This window comes from Olivibacter sp. LS-1 (assembly GCF_008245145.1).
GTDB lineage: Bacteria > Bacteroidota > Bacteroidia > Sphingobacteriales > Sphingobacteriaceae > Olivibacter > Olivibacter oleidegradans.
The window spans coordinates 660165-679147 of sequence record NZ_CP041643.1; the positions used below are offsets into that span (position 1 = coordinate 660165).

General features: G+C 39.4%; 16 protein-coding genes. 12 read left to right on the plus strand and 4 right to left on the minus strand.

The genetic code is table 11. From position 1 onward, the window contains the following. Positions 1–752 precede the first annotated feature (752 nt). Positions 753–1505 carry a ScpA family protein gene (locus FKG96_RS02620; RefSeq protein ID WP_130854750.1) on the plus strand — a complete coding sequence of 251 codons (753 nt, stop codon included), beginning with the start codon at positions 753–755 and terminating at the stop codon, positions 1503–1505. 154 nt (positions 1506–1659) lie between these two features. Then, the gene (gene glyA, locus FKG96_RS02625) at positions 1660–2931 is read left to right on the plus strand and encodes a serine hydroxymethyltransferase (RefSeq protein ID WP_013664432.1); all 1272 of its coding nucleotides are present in this window, start codon (positions 1660–1662) and stop codon (positions 2929–2931) included. Between the two features lie 278 nt (positions 2932–3209). Here glyA and FKG96_RS02630 read toward each other — a convergent pair whose 3' ends face one another. Both FKG96_RS02630 and rlmN read right to left on the minus strand, forming a co-directional pair. Then, entirely contained in the window at positions 3210–3899 is a 690-nt protein-coding gene (locus FKG96_RS02630) for a ComF family protein (protein WP_041387126.1), read from the minus strand. A gap of 145 nt (positions 3900–4044) precedes the next feature. After that, complete coding sequence (gene rlmN / locus FKG96_RS02635) at positions 4045–5100, minus strand: 23S rRNA (adenine(2503)-C(2))-methyltransferase RlmN (RefSeq protein ID WP_041387983.1); 1056 nt, start codon at positions 5098–5100, stop codon at positions 4045–4047. A gap of 176 nt (positions 5101–5276) precedes the next feature. Here rlmN and FKG96_RS02640 point away from each other — a divergent pair, with 176 nt between their 5' ends. From FKG96_RS02640 to FKG96_RS02675, 8 genes are all read left to right on the plus strand, one after another. Next, entirely contained in the window at positions 5277–6452 is a 1176-nt protein-coding gene (locus tag FKG96_RS02640) for an amidohydrolase family protein (RefSeq protein WP_149105121.1), read from the plus strand. A 127-nt stretch (positions 6453–6579) separates the two neighbouring features. Beyond that, positions 6580–6852 (plus strand): acylphosphatase, encoded by a 273-nt coding sequence (locus FKG96_RS02645; RefSeq protein ID WP_130854748.1) that lies wholly within the window; start codon positions 6580–6582, stop codon positions 6850–6852. Between the two features lie 54 nt (positions 6853–6906). Further along, the gene (locus FKG96_RS02650; RefSeq protein ID WP_130855145.1) at positions 6907–8373 is read left to right on the plus strand and encodes a lipopolysaccharide biosynthesis protein; all 1467 of its coding nucleotides are present in this window, start codon (positions 6907–6909) and stop codon (positions 8371–8373) included. 114 nt (positions 8374–8487) lie between these two features. Then, positions 8488–10200, plus strand: coding sequence for a tetratricopeptide repeat protein (locus FKG96_RS02655; protein WP_130854747.1), 1713 nt, complete (start codon positions 8488–8490; stop codon positions 10198–10200). A 20-nt stretch (positions 10201–10220) separates the two neighbouring features. Further along, a complete protein-coding gene (locus tag FKG96_RS02660; RefSeq protein ID WP_165446908.1) occupies positions 10221–11006 on the plus strand; it encodes a DUF4292 domain-containing protein in 786 nt (261 codons plus the stop codon). Between the two features lie 106 nt (positions 11007–11112). Continuing rightward, positions 11113–12390 carry a murein hydrolase activator EnvC gene (locus FKG96_RS02665; protein ID WP_242627116.1) on the plus strand — a complete coding sequence of 426 codons (1278 nt, stop codon included), beginning with the start codon at positions 11113–11115 and terminating at the stop codon, positions 12388–12390. A gap of 152 nt (positions 12391–12542) precedes the next feature. Further along, positions 12543–12731, plus strand: coding sequence for a twin-arginine translocase TatA/TatE family subunit (locus FKG96_RS02670; RefSeq protein ID WP_013664442.1), 189 nt, complete (start codon positions 12543–12545; stop codon positions 12729–12731). Positions 12732–12953: 222 nt separating this feature from the next. After that, a complete protein-coding gene (locus tag FKG96_RS02675) occupies positions 12954–14366 on the plus strand; it encodes a LysM peptidoglycan-binding domain-containing protein (protein ID WP_013664443.1) in 1413 nt (470 codons plus the stop codon). A 79-nt stretch (positions 14367–14445) separates the two neighbouring features. Here the strand turns inward: FKG96_RS02675 and FKG96_RS02680 are convergent, their stop codons facing one another. Then, the gene (locus FKG96_RS02680; RefSeq protein WP_013664444.1) at positions 14446–14961 is read right to left on the minus strand and encodes a phosphoribosyltransferase family protein; all 516 of its coding nucleotides are present in this window, start codon (positions 14959–14961) and stop codon (positions 14446–14448) included. Between the two features lie 188 nt (positions 14962–15149). Continuing rightward, the gene (locus FKG96_RS02685; RefSeq protein ID WP_041387987.1) at positions 15150–15728 is read right to left on the minus strand and encodes a C40 family peptidase; all 579 of its coding nucleotides are present in this window, start codon (positions 15726–15728) and stop codon (positions 15150–15152) included. Between the two features lie 387 nt (positions 15729–16115). On the opposite strand from FKG96_RS02685, the gene pdhA reads away from it, so the two are divergent. Further along, positions 16116–17111 carry a pyruvate dehydrogenase (acetyl-transferring) E1 component subunit alpha gene (gene pdhA, locus FKG96_RS02690; protein WP_013664446.1) on the plus strand — a complete coding sequence of 332 codons (996 nt, stop codon included), beginning with the start codon at positions 16116–16118 and terminating at the stop codon, positions 17109–17111. 51 nt (positions 17112–17162) lie between these two features. After that, positions 17163–18803, plus strand: coding sequence for a pyruvate dehydrogenase complex dihydrolipoamide acetyltransferase (locus tag FKG96_RS02695; protein WP_130854745.1), 1641 nt, complete (start codon positions 17163–17165; stop codon positions 18801–18803). Positions 18804–18983 lie beyond the last annotated feature (180 nt).

The window sequence follows — 18983 nt, forward strand, 5'->3', positions numbered from 1 at the left end:
AATACAAAATTACGGTAATAACAAAACGTTTACAAAGTAAAGGATAAATATTCAATTTAGCTATGTACTGCTTTTTTTGTTCCTGATCTGTTCCATCTCAGCTTTCCGCTAGTTCCGCTCATTTTTCACCAACAAGCAACTACTCGCTTTGTTTTTCAGCTATACATTTCATTTTTGTCTAAATCAATCTTTAAGTCTAATACCAGAGATTACCTTCGGTGAATTCTCGTTGGTCGGTTTCGCTTATAACATAAAGGTGTTTATATTAAAAGAACGTTTATTTTAACTTCTTTCTTTCTCCGCGAAAGAAAAGAAGCAAAGAAAGCTCGCCGCTTCAAAATTTACAGGAACGGTAGTGCCTCCCAGCGCTGACTGTAAATTTTGGAGGCGGCACTTTAGTAGAACGATGGGCTTTTACTTTTAACCGAACGTACTAGTTTTTAGCCTTATATATAGCCAGTGTGTTGGGAAAAACGGCCTTGGAGGATACCGACGCAACGAGCAGCAAAGTATTTGCACGACTGTTCATTTTGCAATATGCAAGCGGATTGAGGAAGTGAAACGGCTCCAATACGCGCTATGGATACTTTGCAATCAGCTGCAAGGTAGCCTGCATAAGCCTTGATTGTTTGGTTCTTTATGATCAAGCATAAAGAACAGATACTAAAAAAATAGATTAATAAAAAGGTTCCTTTTAAACGCACTTACTCTACGTTACAATTTATATTTAATAAAAGCGTACCTTTGGAACCATGCAAACAGAGGGTTTTGAGATAAAGCTTCCACAATTCGAAGGTCCTTTTGACCTTTTGCTATTTTTCATTGAGCGGGACGAACTTAATATACACGAAATTTCGATTGCTAAAATTACAGATGATTTCTTGGGCTATATACACCACATGAATGCCCTGAACATGGAATTGGCGAGCGAATTTATCTTTGTTGCTGCTACCCTGATGCGGATTAAGGCCAAAATGCTATTACCACGGCCTGAAATAGATGAAGACGGCAATGAAATTGACCTCAAGAAAGACCTTGTACAAAAACTTATAGAATATAAAAAATTCAAAACGGTTTGTGAAGATCTAAAAGCGTTGGAAGATAACCGTTTCATGGTTGAAAAGCGTGGCAACATTGCATTTAATCTCAAAATTGCAGCCAATGAGGCGGAGCCGGGAGAAGAATTGAATTCATTCGATCTATATAAATTAATGAAAGTTTATGATCGATTAATGAATGCGTATCTAAACAAATCGAATGAAGTAAAACATACTGTTGTACAATATCCGTATACGATTGAACAACAGAAAAAAACCATTGCCTCACTATTAACCATCAATCAAAAGTTAGATTTTAAGGCCATTCAACAGCACTCTGAAAATAGGGTTCATTTTGTATACAACTTTTTAGCCATACTGGAAATGCTTCAACAGCAGATTCTCGAGATACAATTAGGTTTGGGATATAACAATTTTTGGGTACAAGAGAAAGCACAAGCGGTGTAAGCTATAGGGTTTATGGTGTAAGATTTAAGACCTAAAGGGTAATGCCGGTGGTTAACTAGCTAACTGCTAATAAATGCACAAAGCACTTATCAATTCTCTACATTTTCCCTATCTTTGCGCAACTATCTAAAACTGATACTTATATCAATATTTAATGGAAAGAGATAACATCATATTTGAGCTGATTAATGAAGAATTACAACGCCAGGAAGAAGGTATTGAGTTAATCGCTTCAGAAAATTTTGTAAGCAAACAGGTCATGGAAGCAGCCGGTTCTGTATTAACGAATAAATATGCAGAAGGACTACCGGGCAAGCGTTATTATGGTGGCTGCGAAGTAGTTGACGAAATTGAACAAATAGCGATCGACCGCGCAAAACAGCTTTTCAATGCCGAATGGGTTAACGTACAACCGCATTCGGGAGCGCAGGCCAATGCCGCCGTATTTTTAGCGATACTTAAACCGGGCGATAAAATTTTAGGGTTCGATCTTTCCCATGGAGGACATCTGACGCATGGTTCCCCGGTAAATTTTTCCGGTAAATTATATGAAGCTCATTTTTATGGTGTCGACAAAGAAACCGGCCTAATCGATTATAAAGCCTTAGAAGAAACGGCGTTAAGAGAACAACCAAAAGCAATTATTGTTGGAGCTTCTGCTTATTCACGCGACTGGGATTATGCCTTTATTCGTCAGGTAGCTGATAAAATCGGTGCTTTAGTAGTAGCTGACATCTCACATCCAGCCGGTTTAATTGCTCGTGGACTCTTGACGGACCCACTTCCGCATTGCCATATCGTCACGACCACGACACATAAAACCCTGAGAGGACCTCGCGGCGGTATGATTATGATGGGTAAAGACTTTGAAAATCCTTGGGGTTTAAAAACTCCTAAAGGTGAAATAAGAATGATGTCTTCCCTTTTAGATATGGCTGTTTTTCCCGGTACGCAAGGCGGTCCTTTAGAGCATATCATCGCCGCTAAAGCCGTGGCTTTTGGTGAAGCACTAAGCGACGATTATATGAGTTATATCTTGCAAGTAAAGAAAAACGCTTCGGCAATGGCAGATGCCTTCGTTAGCAAAGGTTATCAAATTATTTCAGGTGGTACAGATAACCACTCCATGTTGATTGACTTAAGAAACAAAGGAATCAGCGGCAAAGCAGCGGAAGCTGCATTAGGCGAAGCCGGTATTACGACGAACAAAAACATGGTGCCGTTTGATGACAAATCACCGTTTGTTACATCAGGTATCCGTATGGGAACAGCGGCCATAACAACTAGAGGACTGAAAGAAACCGAAATGGTACAAATCGTTGAATTCATTGATCGCGTTATTAACGCGCCGGAAGACGAAGCCGTGCTTGATGCGGTTCATGAAGAAGTGCTTCAATTAATGGCAAAATTTCCTTTATATAAATAGACAGTAAGATCATCTGTCGTAAAATTAACAAACGGGCATTCAATGTGAATGCCCGTTTTTGTTGGCTTAACTTCGACATTAATCAATACATATCTTACCATTAAATAAGTATTCATTTAGTAATAATAAAGAATTAGTGGGGGATTAACCTAGATAAAACCTTTACTAACCCTTTGTTAACTCCTTATCAACCCTTTTTCAACCCCTTATTAATAGTATGGTTAATACGAAGAAAGTATAATGTTATTCTAATGATAGACCGAAGAACTCCATCACGTTTATTTGGTATAGGCTAGCGTCACTACACTAACACGTACACCAGCTATTTCCAAGAGTTTATAAGCGCAGGCTTCAATGGTAGCACCTGTTGTTAGCACATCATCCACCAGCAAGATATGTTTGTCTTGAAAGGTTTGAGGTTTAAGTACTTCAAATATTTCTTTCATGTTCTCGTAACGTTCATAACGTCTTTTTGTTGTTTGTGATTCTGTGCGAGTATGTCGAATTAGATTTCCTGTTTCTATCGGAACTTTAAAGCTTTCGCTCAGTCCTTTTGCAAAAAACTCACTTTGATTGTATCCTCTTTTCTTTAGCTTTTTAGGATGCAAAGGTACCGGAACGATGAGATCAACATGCCGAAAAGTGGAGCAGTATAACAGTTCGCCATACCGTTTACCCAGCATATTTCCTATTTCCGGTTTATTGAAGTACTTTAAATGGTGCAGTATGTTTTGAACAGTGGATCCTTTTACATAATAAAGATAAGAAGAAACCGCCTGTAACGGAACCCGACCCCACAATTGTTTGCTTGCAGCATTTGCCGGATCGAGATGGAAATTTGTAATTGGTAAATGATAGAGACAATGGGTGCAAATAAGCGATTCATGTTCATACAGCGATCGCTTACAGCCCGCACATAATTCGGGATATAGTAATGAGACAAGGGCTTGAAAATACCGGATCATCATAGGCTATAATTAATGCCATAAGACCATCAATCGCACTTGGCTTCCCGCTTTGACAACCTTACTATTTTGTATGCGCAGCTATTAATACATGATCGTATCAGCTTTGGCCATCGGTTAGTTAAAACTTTCTCTCGAAGCTTTAAGCTTACATCAATTGTTCTTGTTTTTCTTTAACAGCTAACTGTCCACATGCAGCGTCAATGTCTTTGCCCCGGCTTCTTCTGACATTGGTGGTTATACCTCTTTTTCTAAGAAACGCCGCAAAGCGATCAATTTTATCCCCTTCCGCATTCTCGAAATCTGCAAAGGCGATGGGATTATATTCAATGATGTTAACTTTACAAGGCAGGTGTTTGCAGAAGGACGCCAATTCTGCTGCATCTTCCAATTCGTCGTTAAAATTGTTAAAAACGATATATTCGTAAGTAACGGGATTTTTTGTCTTGGCAAAATAATATTTTAGCGCTTCGGCCAATGCCTTTAACGAATTCTGCTCATTAATCGGCATGATTTCATTTCTTTTTGCGTCATTCGCTGCATGAAGGGAGAGGGCTAAATTAAATTTCACTTGATCGTCTCCCAACTTCTTAATCATTTTGGCTATTCCGGCAGTTGAAACAGTTATCCTTTTTGCTGCCATATTCAGTCCATCAGGAGCTGTAATCCGTTCGATAGATTTTAAAACATTGGCATAATTAAGTAGCGGCTCACCCATTCCCATATAAACAATATTACTTAGGGGGATCGAATAGTTTTCTTCTGCCTGTTTATTGATTAAAACAACTTGATCGTAAATTTCGTCTGCATTTAAGTTCCGCTTTCTATCCATATACCCCGTTGCACAGAATTTGCATGTTAAACTGCAACCCACCTGGGAGCTGACGCAGGCAGTCATCCGGTCGGGAGTAGGGATTAAAACACCTTCAATAATATTATTGTCAAAAAGCTTAAACGTGCTCTTTATGGTTTTATCAGCACTGTATTGGGATTTATCGATGCGAACAGCGTTGATTATAAAATTCTCTTTCAGCGAATCGCGTAACTTTTTGCTAAGATTGGTCATATTATCGAAATCTACGCACGACTTCATCCATAACCACTCAAAAATTTGCTTTGCACGAAAACTTTGCTCGCCTAAAGCGAGTAAACTTTCCTTCAACTGTTCAAGGCTTAACGATCTGATATCTACTTTCTTTCCCATGTTTTTCACGGTGCAAATATACCGCTTTTTTAACACAAAAACATATAATCCTTTGTTATACAAGTGTGTTAAAGCGTGAAACAAATTTCGTTAGTTTCATATTTTTTGCTAACATTGCCCGTAATTATTAAAAAAAGTAGACGAATTCTTCATATTTTTAGTGAACCTCAGATGTCATGGTAAATTATTACTCGGCAGACTATATTTTTCCCGTTTCTGCAAAACCCATTCATAATGGTATCATTGGGGTGGACGAGAACGGTGAAATTATAGGTGTTTATGAATCAGGAGCAAAAGAAATATCGGATAAAACCATTACGAAACATAAGGGTATTATTACTCCGGGATTTATCAACACGCACTGTCATTTAGAACTTTCCCATCTGAAGGGTAAATTCGCCAAAGGCACTGGGCTAATTCCTTTCATCGAAGCTGTTATTGGGCAACGGAATGCAAACGAGAAGGAAGTTGTAAAGGCCATGCAATCTGCCGACTCGGAAATGAAAAGGAATGGTATTGTGGCGGTTGGTGATATTGCAAACCTTGCTATTTCAAAAGAAACAAAGGAGAAAAGCAGCCTTTATTACCATACCTTTATAGAAATTCTGTGCTTTGAACCGGAAAAAGCGCAAGAAGTGTTTAGAGATGGCTTAGCGCTCTGTGAATCATTCGACGGGCTACCGTCCTCCATCACACCGCATGCCCCTTATTCGGTATGTAAAGAAATTTTCAGGTTTTTAAAACAACTTCATAAACCCGAAACCAATCTGCTCAGTATCCACAATCAGGAAAGCGAAGAGGAGAACAAGCTTTATCGCTATAAGTCAGGGCAATTTATTGATTTTTATCGAAAGTTAAACCGAGATATTGGCTTCTTCAAGGCGCAAGCCAGGGATTCTATTCAAACCATCGTTCCTCTATTACCAAAGCGGCAACCCGTTATGTTTGTTCATAACACGTACACAAACATGAAAGATATTTTTTTTGTGGATCGTTTTGCAGGAAACGTGACCTGGTGTCTATGCCCTAATGCCAATCTGTATATCGAAAACAGGCTGCCAAAAATCGACCTATTTCTGAATCAGGACAGTCCCATTACGCTAGGCACAGACAGTTTAGCTTCTAACGATAAGTTATGCATTTTATCGGAGCTTTTAACACTGCACGCTCATTTCCCGCATTTAAAACTTGAGGATACCTTAAAGTGGGCAACGCTTAATGGCGCCAAATACTTAGGTATTGATCACCAATACGGCAGTCTAGAAAAGGGCAAAAAACCTGGCCTTAACCTCATCAGTCACGCGCAAGGGCTAAAACTGAGCGAAAACTCAACCGTTACGCCCTTAATCTAAAGCATTCATTTTCTGTTAATTGCTATTCGGCATAATTAATCCTATGGAAAAGAGACAAGTTGATTTACAAAAAAATTGCACATTTGTAACATACAGTTTCGACTGTCCTTAAGAAGTATCAGTGCCAATGAAGCATTTAAATATTACCGTTTTCGGAAAAGTACAGGGAGTCTTTTTCAGAGCAGCAACTAAAGCCGTTGCCAATCAGTTAAAAGTCACCGGCTTTGTCAAGAATTTACCCGACGGAAGTGTTTATATAGAAGCAGAAGGAGATGATTTCGGATTGGAGAATTTCTTAGAGTGGTGCCATGAGGGACCGGAACATGCTGTTGTCGAAAAAGTTGAAATTAATTCAGGTGAACTGAAAAACTATAACAATTTCGAAATTCTTAAGCGTTAACATTTTAACTGTCAACAAAAATTGTCTACACTACGAAAATTTGCCGGGCAAACCATGATCTATGGTTTAAGTACGATTATAGCTCGTTTAGTCAATTTTATCCTTACACCTTTATTTTCAAGAAAACTATCCACAGCCGTCTTCGGGATTTTTACCACGATGTATAGTTATGCTTCGCTATTGAACGCATTACTTGCCTTTGGAATGGAAACCACTTTTTTCCGCTACATTCAAAAAAAAGAGGATAATAAGCAGGCTGTTTACAATAATACCTTTCTGATAATTCTTGCTATCAGTTTATGTTTCCTTCTCCTAGTGCTGCTTTTTAAGCAGGAAATAGCGCACTTTATGAATATATCGGACCCAGATCTATCGAGGTATATCACGTATTTTGCACTTATCTTAGTATTAGATGCTATCGCTGTTATTCCGTTCGCAAAAATCAGAGCAGACGGACGCCCGCTAAGATATGGAATGATTAAGTTATTTAACATTTTCATTTTTGTATCCTCTAATTTATTTTTTATCGTTTTCATTCCTTGGGCCATTAAGACAGATCTATCCATTGCTCCATACTTTTCTACTTGGTATCATCCCCAATGGGTTGGTTATGTCTTCCTATCCAATCTAATCGCTAGCGCGGTCACACTATTACTCATGATCCCGGAATTGCTCAAACTGAAATTACGATTCAATGGCCCGTTAGCGCGAGAAATGTTTTCTTATAGTTTCCCTATTTTGATTGCCAACTTTTCATTTATTATAAATGAAAACCTTGATAAAGTATTTTTAGGACAATTATTACCGGATGATATCGCCGAAACGCAAGTCGGTATCTACGGATTGTCGGCAAAACTAGCCGTATTTTTGAGTATTTTCATCCAGGCATTTCGCTTAGGTGCCGAGCCGTTTTTCTTTAGTCAAGCAAAAGAAAAAAATTCAGGTCAAACTTATGCCATCATTATGGATTATTTCGTTATTGCCATGGCAATAGGCATGTTTGGTTTAGTAGCCAATATTGAGATTTTAAAATATTTTATAGCCGGGTCCTCTCTTACAACAAGTATGGAAAATTGGAAAGGATTATCAATTGTTCCAATCCTTTTACTAGGATATATTTTCTTAGGTGTATATATGAGTTTATCTATTTGGTATAAATTATCTGATCAAACAAAATATGGTCTTTATATTTCAGGTACCGGAGCTATTGTTACTATTGTGTTGAATTTGGTTTTTATTCCCTCTTACGGCTTTATCGCGTCAGCTTGGATTACGATGATAACCTATGCCTGCATGATGATTCTTTCTTATGTTTTAGGACAAAAAAATTACCCAATTCCCTATCATACATTTAAAAATTTGACGTATATTGTATGTGCAATTATTTTGAGTTGGTTATCTTTCTACGTATTTGGAAGGAACCTAATAATCGGTAACGGATTGCTTTTGCTCTTCTTAATCGGTATATACTTAAAAGAGGGGCCACAGCTTAAACAATTATTAGGCTATAAGCGAAGATAATGGCCCAACCTTTGCGATAGCGTTAAAGCGATGAAAGGAGAAGTCCGGATATAGGCACTTCCCTACTTGGCCGACTATTGTGAAACGAGTACGATTTAAAACAACAATTGTAAGATGATTTTAAAGAATAAAATATACTGGTTTATATGCCTTTTATTAATAAGTGGACAACAGGTACTTGCGCAAACAGCGACAGACAGCAGTCAGGTAAAGGATTTATATTACCAGGCGCTCAACGAAAAGGCCCGAGGAGATATTGACCTAGCGCAAACTACACTTCACAAGTTGTTAAAGCTAGACGACAGCAACGATGCTGCTTATTTCGAATTAGCCCGATTAGAGTTGGAAGATAAAAATCTAGGTGACGCTGCCATCCATGCAAAAAAAGCAACAACACTAAAGCCAGATAATGAGTGGTATTGGGTTTTGTTGGCAGACATTTACAAACGGATGGAGGATTTTAACTCCCTCCCTCCTATTTTTGACCAGCTGATTCGCATCAAACCCGAAAAGAAAGAGTACTTCTATGATCGTGCTTACGCCCTTTTCCTTAATAATGAGCTTGACAAATCACTACAGGCTTACCATGAAATAGAGCAAAAGTTCGGAAAGGATGATAACATCATTATTGCGCGGCAGGAGATATACTTAAAACAAAAACAACCCAAAAAGGCCATCGAAGAAGTCACCTCTATTATCGAAAAGGAACCGGATAGTACAAAAGGATATCTACTCTTAGCCAACTTATACTTAAAGCTTAACAAGCCCAAGGAAGCTATTAAGGTCTTGGACGAAGGACATGCACGTATCCCCGGCGATCCTTACATTTCTTTAAGTAAAGCGGATGCCTATCACAATTTGAAAGATGAGGAAAAATCCACTCGGGAGCTTCGAATGGCTTTTGCCAGTGAACGGATGGATTTCGAAGGGAAAATGCGCCTATTGATCAGTCTCATGTCTGACCCGAAGAGTAATGAAATGGCACCTATCGTTCGCGATTTAGCGAATACATTAACGATAAGCTATCCAACGGATGCACGTGCTTTTGCTTTATATGGAGATATATTAGCCCAACAAAAACAACTGAAGGAAGCTCGGGAACAATATCTCAAAGCGATCGATATCAACAGCCGGGTGAATACCATTTGGGAGCAACTATTACAGATAGAGCTCAGCTTAGGTATGCAAAAAGAGGCTTTGGCACATGCTTATAAAGCCTCTGCATTGTTTCCGCAACAGCCTTTAACTCAGTTTTTTTCGGGGCATGCTTTCTTTATGGAGAAGAAATATACGGATGCAAGAAGTTGTTTTGAAGCCGCGCTTAATTATGTTGACGAGAAAAACACCCCGTTGCTTACGCAAGTATATAGCAGCTTAGGTGACACCTATCACGCCTTGGATATGTTTGCAGAGTCCGATCAAGCCTATGAGGAGGCGCTTGCCATTGATAGCAACAACGTGGGAACGCTTAATAATTACGCCTACTATTTATCGCTTCGAAAAACCAATTTAGAAGCGGCCGCTAAGATGTCGAGAAAGTCAAACGAATTAGAGCCTAATAATCCGACGTTTCAAGACACGTACGCGTGGGTGCTGTTTCAACAAGGCAATTACGCTGAAGCTTTAAAATGGATCGAAAAAGCAATCACCAATTCAGGGGAAAAGTCCTTTGCGCTCCTTGAACATTATGGTGATATATTGTTTAAACTGGGTAACATCGAAAAAGCCGTTTCCAAATGGAAGGAAGCAAAAGCCACCGGGGAAACTACGGGGGAAAATGTGGAGCTTTTAACTAAAAAGATCGATGCTAAAAAGTATATTGAGTAATGCCTTTTAACCATTCAAATTTGCGAAAGCTATCCATTTTGACGGTTTTATCGGCTAGCTTGCTGATCGTCGCTTGCAAAAGCAAAAAAGTAATAGTCGACGCAACCAAAGAAGAAAGTCGGATCACCTTGGATAATCGGGTATTGGTGAATGGTATCCTTGACAATCAATTGAGCTTCAACACCTTCAGTGCTAAAGCAAAATCGGCCGTTGCCATCAATAAAGACAACTATGATGCAACCTTAAATATCAAGATAAAAAACCAGGAAGCGATATGGATATCTATTACCACCGTCTTTGGAATCGAGGCTGCTCGCGTATTAATCACGCCGACCCGCTTTCGAATGATGAATCGTATCAACGGAACCTACATCGACGAACCCTTTGCCTTTTTACATCAATTTGCCTCCGAAGAGATTACTTATGGTAATCTACAGGCTATGATGGTAGGCAATATGATTGATCAAGCGTTGACTTATTCGAACGAGGCAAAAAAAGGAGATTTAGGTTATTTACTAAGTGGCTTTAAAAATGATTTAAATTTCTTAGTAAGAACAGATGACAATTTCAGGGTCACTAATTGTAGTTTAAGCACTTACAATCAGGAACACCAAGTAAATACGGATTATTCTGATTTTGCATTAATAGGCAAACATCCGGTACCTAAGGATATTCGTTTAACCGCTAATTCATCCGCTGTAAAACTGGAATTACAGCTAAAGTACAATCGTATTGCTTTGAATGAGGCCGTAGAGATGCCATTCACTATTCCGTCAAAATATAAGCCCTTAAGTGGAATACGTTAATCAACAAATGTTTATCGAGATAAAAATATTTTAGTACTTTCGTTGGCAATAAATACGTTAAAATAACGATGTAATGTAATACATCATCAATGATTTGAAGAAGAGAATGATTCGGATAAAGTCAATATGCTGTTTGCTGTTATTTATGGGGATAGGCCTATCTAGTTGGGCACAGTCGAGCGCACAGTTGAAAAAGCAGCGGGAGGCCCTTACACGTGAAATAGAATTATTGAATCAAACTTTACGTTCTACATCAAAAGACAAGTCATTATCGCTCAAACAGGTAAATGCCCTTAACGCCCAAATCAACCTACGGGTGAAAAAAATCAAAACGATTAATAGCGAAGTCAATTTAATAGAGAGCCAGATAGCCAAAAATACCAATACGATCCGCTCCTTGCAGAATGAATTGGCGAAGCTCAAAAAAGGATATGCGTCCATGGTACAGTTTGCGTTTCGCAACTCGAGCGCTTACAATAAATTGATGTTCATTTTTGCTTCTAACGACTTTAATCAAGCGTATAAGCGCCTTAAATACCTTCAGCAATTCAGCGATTCCCGGAAAAAACAAGCAAAGGAGATAGAGGAAACGCAGAAAAGTATTGAGCAAAAAATTGCCGAATTGGCGAGTAATAAAAAGGAGAAAGTAGTACTTCTGAGCGACCAGGAAAAAGAGAAGCAAGCGCTCGACGGCCAAAAATCTGTTAAATCAAAAGTGCTTAACGATCTTACCAAGAAGGAAAAAGAATATAAGCAAGAGCTGAATAAGAAGCAGCAGGAAGATGCGCGTTTAGCACGTGCCATACAGGCGGCTATCCGAAGAGAGATCGAAGAAGCTCGGCGAAAGGCAGAAGAAGAAGAAAGACGACGAGCAGCAGAGTTGGCGAAGAAAAACCCTAATGCGAAGGCTCCGGAGCCAACCGCTAGAAAAACCGACAAAGAGGCGCTCTTGTCAACACCAGAGGCGGCTAAATTAGCAGCAGATTTCACAGGTAATCGTGGGCGACTCCCCTGGCCGGTAGCTTCCGGATCGGTAACGCAAGGTTACGGACAATATACTTATGGAAAAGGTGTTAAAGTTAATAGTAACGGCTTAACCATTCGTACAGCAGCAGGTGCCGCCGTACGGGCCGTATTTGATGGTGTTGTAACATCAATCGTGCAACTCCAAAATCAATATACTGTTATTATACGTCATGGTAATTACTTCACTGTCTATCAAAACATGAAAACGGTCAGTGTTTCCAGAAATCAGAAGGTTTCTGTAAAACAAACAATTGGCACAGTAGCTGTAGATGCGACGGAAGGAACTTCCGATTTACACTTTGAACTGTGGCAAGGAACTTCGCCTATCAACCCAAGTAGTTGGTTAGCGGGAAATTAGCCATACAAGTGGTGAAATGATAAACGATAAAAAATTGTTTATCTAAGCATTTTTACATAAGTTTGTAAACTGGACGTAAGACGATTACGTATATTGAGGAAAGAATAAAAACTACAATGTAGTCATTGAATAAAGATTTTAAATATTGAGTTATGTTAAACACAATTTTGTTACTGGGTATTGGTGGGCCTGAAATAGCAATTATCGTTCTTGCTTTGTTATTATTATTTGGTGGAAAGAAAATTCCTGAGTTGATGCGTGGATTAGGACGCGGTGTGAGAGAATTTAAAGAGGGCCAAGCCGGAACCACGAAAGATGAAGTTAAAGAGGAAAAACAATAATCCCTCATTCTTATAAAGGATAAGCTGTTGTAACATATAGCATGTTGCAGCAGCTTTTTTTATTATTATTTCAAAAAAAAATCAACTTACTATACTAAGTGAGCTGATTAAAACGTTGTTTAAGAAATTATTATCAAACCTCTTTTGAGCGTGGCTCAAAATATGTTAACGTATTTAGCAATAATGAACTGATTTGATAATCAACAGCCTTAAATATAAGACATGATATTGAAAAGATTTTCGGCATTTGCCGTAGGTATGCTATTTTGCGTTCAATTGACGCAGGCAACAACAAGCAAAGATACCGACGAACCTTCGAAATTAAGTGCCTCTTCGAATGTTCTATCTAGCGAAGATTCTACACTCAGGAAAAATTCCCACCCTCACGATCTCTCCTGGTATCTCGCCCCTCAAAATATAAAAAAGCAACTGGACACTTTGCAAAAGGTAATCCCCTTAACGTACAATAGCTATGTCCAATCTTATATAGATGCTTATACGGCACCGCGCTATAAAAACCATCTTTCTAAAATGCTTGAGTTAGCGCAGTACTATTTTCCCATTTACGAGAAAGTATTTGCAGAGACGGATTTGCCACAGGAAATAAAGTATTTATCTATCATTGAATCAGCTTTAAATCCACATGCGGTCTCAAGGGTGGGCGCAACCGGTCCTTGGCAATTTATGTTTGCTACGGCAAAAGCGTTTAATTTAAATATAGACAACTACGTTGATGAACGGAAAGACCCCTATGCCGCGACTTATGCAGCGGCGGCTTATCTAAAAGATGCTTACAACGAATTTGGCGATTGGCAACTTGCAATAGCATCCTATAATTGCGGAAAAGGAAATGTAGCCAGAGCGATACAACGCTCAGGTATTGAAAAACCTGATTTTTGGACCGTGCGAAAATATCTTCCCCAGGAAACACGTAATTATGTGCCCGCTTTTATTGCCATGACCTTCGTGCTAAACAACTATGAAGTATTAGGAATTGCAACACCCTCCGGGAGCGGATCTGCCCTTACAGCGGAGAAAGGTACCGACGTCATTTTGATCGATAAGTTTATTCCATTATCAGGCATTGCAGAGGCGTTAAACCTCGACCTGAACCAATTGATCACGCTAAATCCGGCCTATAAAAAGAGCATCATCAATGGTACACCGGAGGCTCCGAAGCGTTTAGTCGTCCCTGCGGTAGATAAAACCGCTTATGCCAGCTTGTATGCAGCTTTAAATACACCGACCGATGCTCCTGCAAAAGTTATTACAGCATCTAACACCGATAGAAAAGCTATTTATCATCGCGTAAGAAGAGGTGAAAGCTTAAGCTCAATTGCCAATAAATATCAAGTCGAGGTACAGGACTTGAAGGTTTGGAATAGGTTGAGGAGAAATGCCATTGTTCCGGGACAGCGTTTAAAGATCTCCGAACCGGGTTATGCAGCAGGGAAAAAAACGAGCTTGGAAAGAAAATCCGTTAATTACGTAACCTATAAAGTTAAAAGAGGAGATACACTTTCCGGAATCGCCCAAAAATACAGAGGAGCCACTGTCAATAATATAAAAGCAATGAACAATTTAAATGGCTCATCTATCAAACCAGGGATGACTTTAAAGATCAATAGCCTTTAAAAATAAAATATTGCTTATGCATTAAGGGTTGACGCCAGGGTCCTTCAACTGCTGGCGGAAGCCTACCGAGGGCACTCATCTAATGCAGGTACGCAGCGTCCTGTTCGTTTTCAAAACCTTCGAGTGTCACAGAAACATGCTCATTAAGAATGGTAGATAATTTGTGCCCGGAGAAGTCGCTTATAACAGGGAATTTATGATGGCTTCTATCAATTAGAACCGCCGTTCTCAGCTTCTTTAAGGGAACATTCAAAAAAACACCCAAACCATAGGCTAAAGTCCGCCCACTATTCAATACATCGTCCACCAATATTACCACTTTATCTTTCGCCTCACTTACCGAAATATCGGTTTCTGCTTGCAGGGTAGAACTGACTTTATTTAATGAAATGTTGATAAGCTTGACATCGACCGCCAATGAAATTTTTGCTAGTTCTTCTTTTAAGCGACGGGCCAAAACATATCCTCTTTCGGCAACACCCGCTAGAACAATCTCTTTTTCTTCAAAGTTATCTTCTAAAATCTGATAAGCAATTCTTGTAATTTTTTTCTGAATCTGGTCCTTGTCTAAAATCAATATTTTTTCGCTTGCCATAGCATTATTCCTGTGCATAAAAGTAGTAAATTTTTTTTTAAGGTAAAAGGGATGGATATGCGCATTTGTTCATCACTCACCAACTCGCGTTTGGCTAATTGAGGTGATAAGCCAATGAGCAATCACTAAATAGAAAACTACTAACAGTGGAATTAGGCCAAGCCGACTGATTCTAGAAAAATCGATTGCTAATTTAAATGAAGAACGTCTTCCTCTTCCGACGCATTCTCATTCTGTGCTTTCAAGCTCATACGGCCGCCATTGAAATAATAGCGCTTCCAATAAGCTTCATCAAGATTGCTAATCATAACGCCTCTGCTGGTAGAAGCGTGCGCAAATTTCCTGTCACCCAAATAAACGCCAACATGTGTAATACTTCTACTTCTTATTTTGAAGAACACCAGGTCGCCGGGCTTCAGTTCATTTTTGTTGATGGGATCAACTTGTGTATAAATATTTCTTGAATTATTTCCGATCGACGTATTAAACACCTTTTCGTATAGCTCGTAGGCAAACTTGGAACAATCAATGCCCTTTTTTGTTTTACCTCCTAATCGATAGGGTGTGCCAATCCAATCATAAACAAACTGATAAAGCTTTGTATTGGTGGTTGCTGAAGCAGCAATCCCCATTATTTGGGAGAAATACTCTTTGGCTAAATTATCCGGATCTTCGGGTGAATTATTTTTTTCAGTTAAGGTTTGGGCCTGAAGGTTTAGTGACAGAGCACCTAGCAGTATGCATACTACCAAAAGCGTTTTTTTCATTTGAATAAAATTTTTCCAGTTAATGAAGCTTGCATGAGCACATGCAGTCTTCATCTGCGTTAATTTACTTACAGGAAGGTCATTCTTATCCCCCATTGGCTTGATTGACTATCCGTTTAAGGTTAACAATGTTGTTTTTTAATGTAAAAGTTTATCCATGCACTAAAACAGGTGTGTCGCAAATCTAAATGAAAACTTTTATTTTGTCAAAAAAAGCAAACACAATTTTAACATTTTTTTGACATGTGTACTATATACCATACAGGCGAATAAAAAAAGGAGGAGAAAAACAAATAATAATTCACTTTCTCTCACGTACATTCTGTGAATATCGCAACAATTGATTAGATTTGCCTTCCAGTAAATTAAGTACACGAACATAAAGCGATGAGTTCAACACCAATAACAAAAGAAACATATCTAGAGTGGTATAAGTCGATGTTACTTATGCGTAAGTTTGAGGAAAAAGCAGGTCAACTTTACGGTCAACAAAAAATAAGAGGCTTTTGCCATTTATATATTGGACAGGAAGCCGTTGTTGCAGGTGCCATGTCAGTTCTTCGTAAAGAGGACTCCATGATCACTGCTTATCGTGACCATGCCCATGCCCTTGCCAAAGGCATGAGCGCCAATGCGGCTATGGCAGAGTTATTCGGGAAAGTAACGGGTTGTTCGAAAGGAAAGGGTGGATCAATGCACTTTTTTGATAAGGAAAACAATTTCGCGGGGGGCCATGGTATCGTAGGAGGACAAATACCATTAGGTGCAGGTCTTGCTTTTGCCGAAAAATACAATGGTACAGATAATGTTTGCGTTTGTTACATGGGAGACGGAGCTGTAAGACAAGGGTCTTTAAACGAGACCTTTAATATGGCAATGCTTTGGAAGCTTCCGGTAATCTTCGTTTGCGAAAATAACGGTTATGCGATGGGTACTTCCGTTAAGCGGACGACTAACATGATTGACATTTATAAAATGGGCTTAGGCTTTGATATGCCAAGCGCTCCGGTTGATGGTATGGACGTTGTAGCAGTTCATAATGCAATGGACGAAGCCGTTCAGCGTGCCAGAAAAGGGGAAGGACCAACGTTTTTGGAGATTCGCACCTATCGTTATAAGGGACACTCTATGTCGGATCCTGCCAAATACCGTACAAAAGAAGAATTAGAACAATATAAAGAGCGCGATCCAATTGCCGCGGTTAAGCACGCCATTATAGAGAATAAGTATGCCGATGAGCAATGGTTTGATCAGGAGGAAGCCGAAGTAAAACGTATTGTTGATGAAGCGGTTAAATTTGCTGAGGAGTCTGAGTATCCAAACCCGGAAGAGCTATATACAGACGTGTATGTGCAGAACGATTATCCATATATTATGGATTAACAAGAGTGCAATCTTAATAATTTAAATAGATAAAAAACCCCAGATAATATTATGGCTGAAGTAGTTCGAATGCCTAAAATGAGCGACACCATGACAGAAGGTGTAATTGCAAAATGGCATAAAAAGGTAGGCGATAAGGTTAGCTCAGGAGATTTAATTGCTGAGGTTGAAACCGATAAGGCTACCATGGATTTTGAATCCTATCAGGAAGGCACACTATTATATATAGGTCCTAAGGAAGGCGAAGCAGTTCCTATCGATGCTGTAATTGCCGTATTAGGAGAAGAAGGAGAAGATTATCAGGCATTACTTAATGGTAATGGCGGCGCTTCGCCTTCAACTAAAGAAGATAAAAAAGAAGAAGAGGCTCCGGCACAGGAAGAAACAGAAGATGAAGGTGAAGAAGTAAGTGCTGAATCATTAGGTGCAACGGTAATCACTATGCCATTGCTGAGTGATACAATGACCGAAGGCGTAATTGCAGAATGGCATTTCAAGGTTGGCGACAAGATTAAAAGTGATGATGTAATTGCCGACGTAGAAACGGACAAAGCAACCATGGAAGTTACTGCTTATGCTGAAGGCACCTTACTGTACATCGGAGTAGAAAAAGGTCAGGCAGCAAAAGTTAATGATATTATTGCCATTGTAGGAAAAGAAGGTACCGATGTAACGCCTTTGCTTAAACAGAAAAGCAGTAAACCGAAGAAACAAGAAGCTCCTAAAAAAGAAGAAGCGTCAACTAGCGCAGCAAACGAGCCAAGCCAAGCGGAAAGCAAAGAAGTTACTTCTTCTGACTCGTCCCGAGTTAAAGCTTCTCCTTTAGCGCGAAAAATTGCGAAAGAAAAAGGTATTGATTTAAATGAACTGAAAGGTTCGGCAGAGAATGGCCGTATCATCAAAAAGGATGTCGAATCCTTCACGCCTGCTGCTAAACAAAAGACTGAAGCACCGGCTGCTGCTCCAAGCGCCGAAAGTAAGTCTGTTACTATTCCGCAATTTATCGGAGAAGAGCGGTTTACCGAAAAGCCTGTGACTCAAATGCGTAAAACGATTGCTAAACGTCTTTCGGAAAGCTTATTTACTGCTCCACATTTCTATGTAACAGTGAAAGTTGACATGGATAGCGCTATTTCCGCACGGAATAAAATCAACGAAGTTGCTCCTGTTAAGGTGTCTTTCAACGATTTAGTCATCAAAGCTGTTGCCGTTGCGCTAAAACAACATCCTAATGTTAACTCTTCTTGGTTGGGCGATAAAATTCGCTATAATGAGCACGTTAATATTGGTGTCGCTATTGCGGTGGACGAAGGCTTATTAGTTCCTGTGGTCCGTTTCGCTGATGGAAAGACATTATCACATATATCGGCTGAAGTGAAAGATTTTGCACAACGTGCTAAAGCCAAAAAACTACAGCCGAAAGACTGGGAAGGCTCTACCTTTACGGTTTCTAATCTGGGTATGTTCGGCGTCGACGAATTTACCGCCATCATTAATCCACCTGACTCTTGTATATTAGCCATTGGCGGCATACAACAGGTACCGGTGGTTAAAAACGGTGCGGTTGTCCCAGGTAACATCATGAAGATTACTTTAAGCTGTGACCACCGTGTAGTAGACGGTGCTACAGGGGCCGCTTTCTTGCAAACTGTTAAATCACTGCTAGAAGAACCCGTTCGGTTATTAGTTTAAAAAATTCAAATAGAAAAAAGGCATCTCCTAAACAGGCAGATGCCTTTTTTCATTTAGCGATGATGAGCCTGCCGGTCGGGACCGATCCCTTTATCATTCTTTCGAACCTAGTATAACAGAAAAATCACACGCAAAGTTGTTAATTCAAAACTTTATTTACGATTTTGGCGGCAAACAAAC

Coding starts and splice junctions, on each gene's coding strand:
- FKG96_RS02640 (WP_149105121.1), top strand. CDS start 5,277: ATGGTAAATTATTACTCGGCAGACTATATTTTTCCCGTTTCTGCAAAA.
- FKG96_RS02695 (WP_130854745.1), top strand. CDS start 17,163: ATGGCTGAAGTAGTTCGAATGCCTAAAATGAGCGACACCATGACAGAA.
- FKG96_RS02620 (WP_130854750.1), top strand. CDS start 753: ATGCAAACAGAGGGTTTTGAGATAAAGCTTCCACAATTCGAAGGTCCT.
- FKG96_RS02675 (WP_013664443.1), top strand. CDS start 12,954: ATGATATTGAAAAGATTTTCGGCATTTGCCGTAGGTATGCTATTTTGC.
- glyA (WP_013664432.1), top strand. CDS start 1,660: ATGGAAAGAGATAACATCATATTTGAGCTGATTAATGAAGAATTACAA.
- rlmN (WP_041387983.1), bottom strand. CDS start 5,100: ATGGGAAAGAAAGTAGATATCAGATCGTTAAGCCTTGAACAGTTGAAG.
- pdhA (WP_013664446.1), top strand. CDS start 16,116: ATGAGTTCAACACCAATAACAAAAGAAACATATCTAGAGTGGTATAAG.
- FKG96_RS02670 (WP_013664442.1), top strand. CDS start 12,543: ATGTTAAACACAATTTTGTTACTGGGTATTGGTGGGCCTGAAATAGCA.
- FKG96_RS02680 (WP_013664444.1), bottom strand. CDS start 14,961: ATGGCAAGCGAAAAAATATTGATTTTAGACAAGGACCAGATTCAGAAA.
- FKG96_RS02650 (WP_130855145.1), top strand. CDS start 6,907: ATGATCTATGGTTTAAGTACGATTATAGCTCGTTTAGTCAATTTTATC.
- FKG96_RS02645 (WP_130854748.1), top strand. CDS start 6,580: ATGAAGCATTTAAATATTACCGTTTTCGGAAAAGTACAGGGAGTCTTT.
- FKG96_RS02655 (WP_130854747.1), top strand. CDS start 8,488: ATGATTTTAAAGAATAAAATATACTGGTTTATATGCCTTTTATTAATA.
- FKG96_RS02685 (WP_041387987.1), bottom strand. CDS start 15,728: ATGAAAAAAACGCTTTTGGTAGTATGCATACTGCTAGGTGCTCTGTCA.
- FKG96_RS02630 (WP_041387126.1), bottom strand. CDS start 3,899: ATGATGATCCGGTATTTTCAAGCCCTTGTCTCATTACTATATCCCGAA.
- FKG96_RS02665 (WP_242627116.1), top strand. CDS start 11,113: ATGATTCGGATAAAGTCAATATGCTGTTTGCTGTTATTTATGGGGATA.